General features: G+C 62.1%; 10 protein-coding genes. 4 read left to right on the forward strand and 6 right to left on the reverse strand.

Features of this window, described 5'->3' with window-relative positions:
* The first annotated feature begins 114 nt into the window (after positions 1–114).
* The 4 genes from M5G17_RS14840 to gstA all read left to right on the forward strand — a co-directional run bounded on the left by M5G17_RS14840 (position 115) and on the right by gstA (position 3,789).
* Positions 115–984: an RNA ligase family protein gene (locus M5G17_RS14840; RefSeq protein ID WP_273893646.1), complete on the forward strand. Its 870-nt coding sequence runs from the start codon at positions 115–117 to the stop codon at positions 982–984.
* Between the two features lies 1 nt (position 985).
* A complete protein-coding gene (locus tag M5G17_RS14845; protein WP_273893647.1) occupies positions 986–2,122 on the forward strand; it encodes an AAA family ATPase in 1,137 nt (378 codons plus the stop codon).
* 80 nt (positions 2,123–2,202) lie between these two features.
* The gene (locus tag M5G17_RS14850; protein ID WP_273893648.1) at positions 2,203–3,117 is read left to right on the forward strand and encodes a LysR family transcriptional regulator; all 915 of its coding nucleotides are present in this window, start codon (positions 2,203–2,205) and stop codon (positions 3,115–3,117) included.
* Between the two features lie 60 nt (positions 3,118–3,177).
* Complete coding sequence (gstA, locus tag M5G17_RS14855) at positions 3,178–3,789, forward strand: glutathione transferase GstA (protein ID WP_273893649.1); 612 nt, start codon at positions 3,178–3,180, stop codon at positions 3,787–3,789.
* On the opposite strand, the gene M5G17_RS14860 is transcribed toward gstA, so the two are convergent.
* From M5G17_RS14860 to M5G17_RS14885, 6 genes are all read right to left on the reverse strand, one after another.
* The gene (locus tag M5G17_RS14860) at positions 3,786–4,178 is read right to left on the reverse strand and encodes a lysozyme inhibitor LprI family protein (protein WP_273893650.1); all 393 of its coding nucleotides are present in this window, start codon (positions 4,176–4,178) and stop codon (positions 3,786–3,788) included. The genes gstA and M5G17_RS14860 overlap by 4 nt on opposite strands.
* A 29-nt stretch (positions 4,179–4,207) precedes the next feature.
* Positions 4,208–4,609 carry a GFA family protein gene (locus M5G17_RS14865; protein WP_273893651.1) on the reverse strand — a complete coding sequence of 134 codons (402 nt, stop codon included), beginning with the start codon at positions 4,607–4,609 and terminating at the stop codon, positions 4,208–4,210.
* Between the two features lie 53 nt (positions 4,610–4,662).
* Positions 4,663–4,887, reverse strand: a complete 225-nt coding sequence (locus M5G17_RS14870) for a hypothetical protein (RefSeq protein ID WP_273893652.1) — start codon at positions 4,885–4,887, stop codon at positions 4,663–4,665.
* A 46-nt stretch (positions 4,888–4,933) separates the two neighbouring features.
* Positions 4,934–5,146 carry a cold-shock protein gene (locus M5G17_RS14875; protein WP_273893653.1) on the reverse strand — a complete coding sequence of 71 codons (213 nt, stop codon included), beginning with the start codon at positions 5,144–5,146 and terminating at the stop codon, positions 4,934–4,936.
* Positions 5,147–5,291: 145 nt separating this feature from the next.
* Positions 5,292–5,621 (reverse strand): hypothetical protein, encoded by a 330-nt coding sequence (locus tag M5G17_RS14880; protein WP_273893654.1) that lies wholly within the window; start codon positions 5,619–5,621, stop codon positions 5,292–5,294.
* 91 nt (positions 5,622–5,712) lie between these two features.
* Positions 5,713–6,144: an SUKH-3 domain-containing protein gene (locus M5G17_RS14885; RefSeq protein ID WP_273893655.1), complete on the reverse strand. Its 432-nt coding sequence runs from the start codon at positions 6,142–6,144 to the stop codon at positions 5,713–5,715.
* Positions 6,145–6,538: the final 394 nt, after the last annotated feature.

The raw sequence follows: 6,538 nt of genomic DNA on the forward strand, positions 1-6,538 counted from the left end.
CGCCAACCAACACGCCTGATGCCGACGACGGACGTTTAAGCCTGTTGGTGCCTGCCTGCGCACGCACTTTCACCTGCCCGCTGTCGTCGGTTTTCCCCCTTTTGGAGAAGACCCATGACACTCGATATCCGCGAGCTCGCGCAGCTCGACCTGTACAAATACCCGCGCACCCCGCACCTGCAAAGTTCCCGCCTGCAAGCCGGCGACAGTGACCATGACCAGTTGGCCTACAGCCAGTTGCAGGGCCAGTACCTGGTGGTCGAGGAAAAGCTCGATGGCGCCAATGCCGCAATCAGTTTTTCCGCTGCCGGCGAGCTGCTGTTGCAGTCGCGTGGCCATTACCTGGCTGGAGGCAGCCGCGAGCGGCAGTTCAGCCAGTTCAAGCAATGGGCGGCCTGTCACGAAGATTGGTTGCTCGAGCACCTGGAAGACCGTTACGTGCTGTTCGGCGAGGTGATGAGCAAGCGCCACAGCGTGTTCTACGACCAGTTGCCGCACCTGTTCTTCGAGTTCGATATCTGGGACCGCGAGGAGCAGGTATTCCTCTCCACCGCCCGGCGTCAGCAACTGCTCGCGGGCGGGCCGGTGTTGTCGGTGCCGGTGCTGTTCGAAGGAATCGCACCGCCACGGCTCAAGGATGTGCTCGCCCTGGTCGGCCATTCGCAAGCCAAGTCGCGCCGCTGGAAAGACGCCTTTGCCGAGGTCATCGCCCGCCAGCGACTGGACTTTGCCAAGGCCTGGAACCAGGGCGACCGCTCCGACCTGATGGAAGGCCTGTACCTGAAAATCGAGAGCGCCGAACACACCACCGGGCGAATCAAATGGGTGCGCCGCGACTTCGTCCAGGCCATCCTCGAGGCTGATGAACACCACCTGCGCCAGCCGTACATCCCCAACCTGCTCGCTGGCGGTGTCGACCTGTATGCCCCCGTGCCCCAGGTCACCTGGGCGAGCCTTGCGGCCGCCGCACAAGGAATTGAATGATATGGACATGAACACATTGCAAGGGCTGATGCCCGGCCCCGGTCGCGCAGTCGACTACCCGGCGCTGCTGGAGGCGATCCCGTCACTGCGCGCCCTGGCGGCGACCATCCAGGACCCGGTCTACCACCAGGAAGGCGACGTCTGGACCCACACCATGATGGTGGTCGATGCCTTGCTCGCAGACCCGGTGTACCAACGCGCCAACCCCGAGCAGCAGTTCGTGCTGTTCTACGCCGCGTTGCTGCACGACATCGCCAAGCCCTCGTGCACGGTGATCGATGAAATCACCGGCAAGGTCGGCCAGCCCGGCCATTCGCGCCGCGGCGCAGTGGATGCACGCATCCTGCTGTGGCAGGCCGGGGTGCCATTCGAGCTGCGTGAAACCATCTGCCGGATCATCAACGTGCACCAGTTGCCGTTCTTTGCCCTGGCCGGGGACAAGAGCGGGCGTTCGGCCGAGCAGATCCTCCATCGGCTGTCCTGGGAGTTGCCGGTGTGGATGCTCTGCGCGATTGCCAGCGCCGACATGCAGGGCCGTGGCTTTGCCGGTAAGCAAGGGGTACTCGATGACATCGAAGTGTTCCGCCTGCTGGCCGATGACGAAGGCTGCCTGCACCAGCCCAAGGCCTTTGCCGATGATTACACCCGGCGCTGCTACTTTCGCGGTGCCTCGGTGCTGCCGCAGTACAGCCTGTACCGTGAGGTGCAGGGCTCGCAGGTGATCATGCTGGCGGGCCTGCCGGCCAGTGGCAAGGACACCTGGGTCAGCGAGCATGCGCCCAACCATGCCGTGGTGTCGTTCGACGATGCCCGCCAGGAGCTGGGGCTGGGCCACGGTGACAAGGGCCCGGTGGCGCAGTACGCGATCGACAAGGCCAAGGCCCTGCTGCGCCGTCGCGAACCCTTCGTGTGGAACAGCACGCACCTGTCGCAGCAGATGCGCAAGAAGACCCTCGACCTGCTCTACAGCTATGACGCCGACGTGCACCTGGTGTACCTGGAGCAGAGCGAGCGCGAGCTGATGCGCCGCAACGCCCGGCGTGATACCTCATTGCGCAACAAGGACATCGAACGCATGTACTTTCGCTGGGAAGTGCCGACGCCGGTGGAGGCGGACCGGGTCGAGTATCGGCTGTGAGGTGAGCAGGGTTATCTGGGGCCGGGCAATCTCGGTAAGATCAGCGGCATCGCCTTGGTGAGTTCTGGAAGACCACGATCATGATGAACCTGATGCACTGGAAGCTGCTGGTCGCGGTGGCCGATGCAGGCAATGTCTCGCGCGCCGCCGAGGCCTTTGGCATCACTCAGTCTGGCGCCAGCCAAGCGATCAGCCAGATGGAGGCGGCGCTGGGGGTGCAGGTGTTCGTGCGCGAACGCAAGCACACCAGCGTCACTGCGTTGGGCGAGCAGGTGCTGGTCCGTGCGCGGCGGATGGTGGCTGAGCTTGAGTCGATTCAGAACCTGGTCGATGCCAGCCGTGGTTGTCACCTGGGGCGCATTCGCCTGGCGACCTTTCCTTCACTGTTCGCCTCGCTGCTGCCGCCGTTATTGCATAGCTTCAAGCGCCTGCATCCGGGCATTGAAGTGATTTGCCTGGAGGGCACCGACGAGGAGGTGGAGAGCTGGCTGGCCACAGGTGATATCGACCTGGGCGTGGTGATGAACCCCGCGGCACATCGCTCGCCGCTGATGCTTGGGCATGACCGTTGGGTGGCGGCGGTGCCGAGCGAGCACACCCTGGCCCGGCGCGGCAGCTTGAGCCCGGTGACGTTGGCGCAGCTGGTCGATGAACCTTTCGTGGTCGCCACCGGCGGCTGTCATTTGCATGGCCAGCGCCTGGTCCAGCAGGCGGGCCTGCAGTTGAGCAACGTGCGACTGACGGTGCGTGACTGGAACACTGCGTTTGCCCTGGTGGGCGAGGGCATGGGCGTGTCGATCGTACCGGCCTCGACCTTGCCCGAGGACCTGCGTTCGTTGCGCGTGTATGACCTGGATCCGCCGATCTACCGACGCTTTGGTCTGGTTGGCAGCTCAGCGGACCAGCCGTCGCCTGCGACCCAGGCACTGCTGCGGCATGTGCGCAAGTCCGCGCCTGACATAAGCGTTGCTAATGATCGGTTGCTGGAATCCTAAGTTTATTTTGTGTAGCTGCGGGCTGATCCTGTGCCTCTTGATCCTCTGAGGAGACACCCGATGAAACTCTACTTCGCCCCTAACGCCTGCTCACTGGCGCCGCATATCATCCTGCGCGAACTGGACCTGCCGTTCGCGCTGGTGCGGGTCAACAACCAGAGCAAGGCCACCGCCGACGGCCGCGATTTTCGCAGCATCAACCCCAAGGGATACGTGGCTGCGCTGGAGCTGGACAATAGCGAAGTGCTGACCGAAGGCCCGGCCATTCTCCAGTACCTGGCCGACCTCAGGCCCCAGGCTGGCCTGGCAGCGGCCAATGGTAGCTGGGAGCGTTCGCGGTTGCAGGAGCTGCTCAACTTCATCAGCACGGAAATGCATGCCGGCAGTGCCCCTTTGTTCAATGCCCAGTTGCCGCAGGCGGCCAAGGCGATCTTTGGCGAGAAGTTGTTCAAGCGCCTGGACTACCTGGAGCAGGTCCTGGCCAGCAGCGATTACCTCAGGGGCAGTTTCAGCGTCGCCGACGCGTACCTGTTTACCGTGCTGAACTGGTTGCCGCTGTTCGCCATCGACATCGGCCAATGGCCGGCACTGGCAGCGTACTTTGCGCGTATTGCCCAGCGGCCCGCAGTGCGCGCAGCCATCGCCAGCGAGGCCGCCAGCACGCCGGTCTAAGGCATGCCGGTTACTCGCTTGAGATACTCGACCCTGGACTGGGTCTGTTGCAGCAGGCAGTGGGTGTGGATCGAGCCATAACCGCTGCCGCCGACGGACTCGTAGGTTTCGAATTCACAGCTGGCATCGCGGAAGGTGATCCAGGCGCGCTGGGCTTTTTTCAGCGCCAGGTCCTGGGTCGGGCGTCCAGGTGTTGCGCCTTCGTCCTTGAAGCGTTCGACCAGGGCCTGGTAGAGCTCATTCAATTGCCGGTCCGAGCGCTTGAGCGCCTGCTGCATGCAGTCATACATCTGCGCTTCGGTGTTGGCGCGAGGGCACAGGCTGCTGGCTTGAGCCGGAAGCGCCAGCGCCATGAGCAGGCCGATACAGGGGTAAAACAAACGATACATGGTGCGTCCTTGAGGTGAAGTCGTTGCGCTCACTGCTGTTGCGGCCACGCATCGGCAATCACCAGCCAGCAGGCTTTGGACTGTACGTGCACATGTTTTTGCCGGGCGGGCTCGAAAGGGGTGTCCAGGGTGCCCAGCGCCACGCTCAACCAGTCTGGATAGTCGCCACTGGCATTGGCCCAGAACAGGCTCGTGCCGCAGCCTGAGCAAAAGCTGCGGCTGACCGTGGGCGAGGATTTGAACACCCGTAGCATCGCCTGTGGGTCGCTGCAGCTCAAGGCCTGCGCAGGCACGCTGCCATAGGTGGCAAAGGCTGCGCCGTGGGCCTTGCGGCACTGGCTGCAATGGCAATGGGTCACGGCCTTGATCGGGGTGTCGATGTGATAGGTGATGGCGCCGCACAGGCAACTGCCATGAAACTCGCTGGTCATCCCGAAATCCTTGGCGGATGAATGTGCCAGGGATCATACACGGGCTGCTCAGCCTAGTTTAGCGGCGGCTCTTCGATGATCTGGATATCGACCGCTAACCATTGCCCTTGCGGGCCTTGCACCAGTTCGTAACTCACCACCTGGCCTTCGCGCAGGATCAGCCCGCCTGCCGTTGTGGGGCCGATTTGAAAAAAGATGTCCTGCTCCTGCCAGCTGGGAGTGGAGACGCTCAGTTCACTTTCGGTCGAGCCAACAGGGGAACGAGGAGTTCTGGACATGAGCGCTTCTCCTGATGCGTGAAACTGCGGGAATTACCTGTCGTCTTTACTCCGGCCGAACCTGCGCGGCCTGCATACCCTTTTGGCCTTTCTCGGCAATAAAGGAGACTTTTTGCCCTTCCTTCAGTGATTTGAATCCATCACTTTCGATGGCCTTGAAGTGCACGAACAGATCATCGCCACCACCGTCCGGGGTAATGAACCCGAAGCCTTTTTCATCATTGAACCATTTCACCGTACCGCTCAGTCTGTTGCTCATTGCGCCAACCCTCGAGTCTTGCTGCTCTGCATGGAAGTTGCTGTTGCCTCAAGAAAGTAGGCCTGTGACGCTAATCGCACAACTGGCAAAAATGTCAGGTCGAGGACAAGCGTTGCTCTTGAGCTGCGAAGTTAAAGATAACGGTTCAGCGCCGCGCCAGCGCATGGCTGACGCATTGTTCGTAGTAGGTCTGCTTGATGGCCGCAGGCTTGAGACGTGAGGAACTGCTGTAGGTCTGCTCGGTGATGCCCATGGCGGTCATGCGCATCCACGGCTTGGCAAACTTGCGCACTTGCAGGCGTTTGCGCGCGGTGTACAGGGTCACCCCGGACAGCTTCGATTGCTGTGCGCCGGCGGCCATGTCCGAGCCCCAACTGCACATGAAACGGTCGTTGTTGCCCAAGGCTTTGGCCTGGGCGCCGAGCGGCAGTGCGACGAGAACAAACGCTGCCAGGATCAATCCATAAGCCCGCATAGCACCTACCTAACTTGCTGAAAAGGCAGCGAGTTTGCCAATGATGCGGGTAGCAGGGGGCCAGCAATTTGCCTTATTTGTGCCTGACTGTTCAGAGCAGTTGCATTTGCGGATTGCGGCCCAGCAGCAGGCCTTCTGCGGCATCGGCGAAGGTGCTGGCTTGCAGCCAGAAGGCGTCGTGCACCTGGCTCATCAGGTAGCAGGCGCCCTGGCTGTCGACAAACAGCGCGCCATGACCGTGGTGGACATCGCCGATGCACACCAGGGTGGTGTTCAGCTTGCGTTGCATCGCTTGGATGATTTTCTCGTTGTGCAGGCCGGGCTTGGCCCTGAACTCGATGTCGCCGGCAGCGCATTCTTGACCCGCGCCGCAGTGGCCGACGCACAGGCCGTTGAACGCTATGAGCAGGCCGTGGGCGGGGTGGTCGCTGGGCACGGTGTCCGCCTCTACGGCAGTCACTTGAGCAGGCCAGCCCGCAGCCACGAACAACGGGCGGATGGTCTCGGGCAGTTCCATGGGCATAGCGGTTCACCGGTGGCAAAAGCACAGTATCGGCAAGCGGGTGCACTTCAGGCAAGCCCGCTGTAGGAGCGGGCTTGCCCCGCGATGGCCATAGGTATCTACACATCTCGCGATTGCATGTTAGCCGCCAGGCTTTTTGGCCTCGACACGCACTCTCGCCTGGCACCAGGCTGACAACGCCGCCCGCACAGGCCATGGTACGTTGCAACCAATGTGGGAGCCGGCCTTGCCGGCGATGCGCCGCGCGGGCGGCGCTCGATCTCAAGAGCGCAAAAAACCTTACGACATACACCTGGCAGGCTTTACCCCATCTCAAAGCCTGCGCTTCACACTGCGAATGGAGTACGTGAGGTTGGCGCACGAATCGCTGAGCAAGCCAGCTCCCACAGTGTTC

It is taken from the genome of Pseudomonas rubra (assembly GCF_028656935.1).
GTDB lineage: Bacteria > Pseudomonadota > Gammaproteobacteria > Pseudomonadales > Pseudomonadaceae > Aquipseudomonas > Aquipseudomonas rubra.

Coding starts and splice junctions, on each gene's coding strand:
- M5G17_RS14840 (WP_273893646.1), top strand. CDS start 115: ATGACACTCGATATCCGCGAGCTCGCGCAGCTCGACCTGTACAAATAC.
- M5G17_RS14845 (WP_273893647.1), top strand. CDS start 986: ATGGACATGAACACATTGCAAGGGCTGATGCCCGGCCCCGGTCGCGCA.
- M5G17_RS14850 (WP_273893648.1), top strand. CDS start 2,203: ATGATGAACCTGATGCACTGGAAGCTGCTGGTCGCGGTGGCCGATGCA.
- gstA (WP_273893649.1), top strand. CDS start 3,178: ATGAAACTCTACTTCGCCCCTAACGCCTGCTCACTGGCGCCGCATATC.
- M5G17_RS14860 (WP_273893650.1), bottom strand. CDS start 4,178: ATGTATCGTTTGTTTTACCCCTGTATCGGCCTGCTCATGGCGCTGGCG.
- M5G17_RS14865 (WP_273893651.1), bottom strand. CDS start 4,609: ATGACCAGCGAGTTTCATGGCAGTTGCCTGTGCGGCGCCATCACCTAT.
- M5G17_RS14870 (WP_273893652.1), bottom strand. CDS start 4,887: ATGTCCAGAACTCCTCGTTCCCCTGTTGGCTCGACCGAAAGTGAACTG.
- M5G17_RS14875 (WP_273893653.1), bottom strand. CDS start 5,146: ATGAGCAACAGACTGAGCGGTACGGTGAAATGGTTCAATGATGAAAAA.
- M5G17_RS14880 (WP_273893654.1), bottom strand. CDS start 5,621: ATGCGGGCTTATGGATTGATCCTGGCAGCGTTTGTTCTCGTCGCACTG.
- M5G17_RS14885 (WP_273893655.1), bottom strand. CDS start 6,144: ATGCCCATGGAACTGCCCGAGACCATCCGCCCGTTGTTCGTGGCTGCG.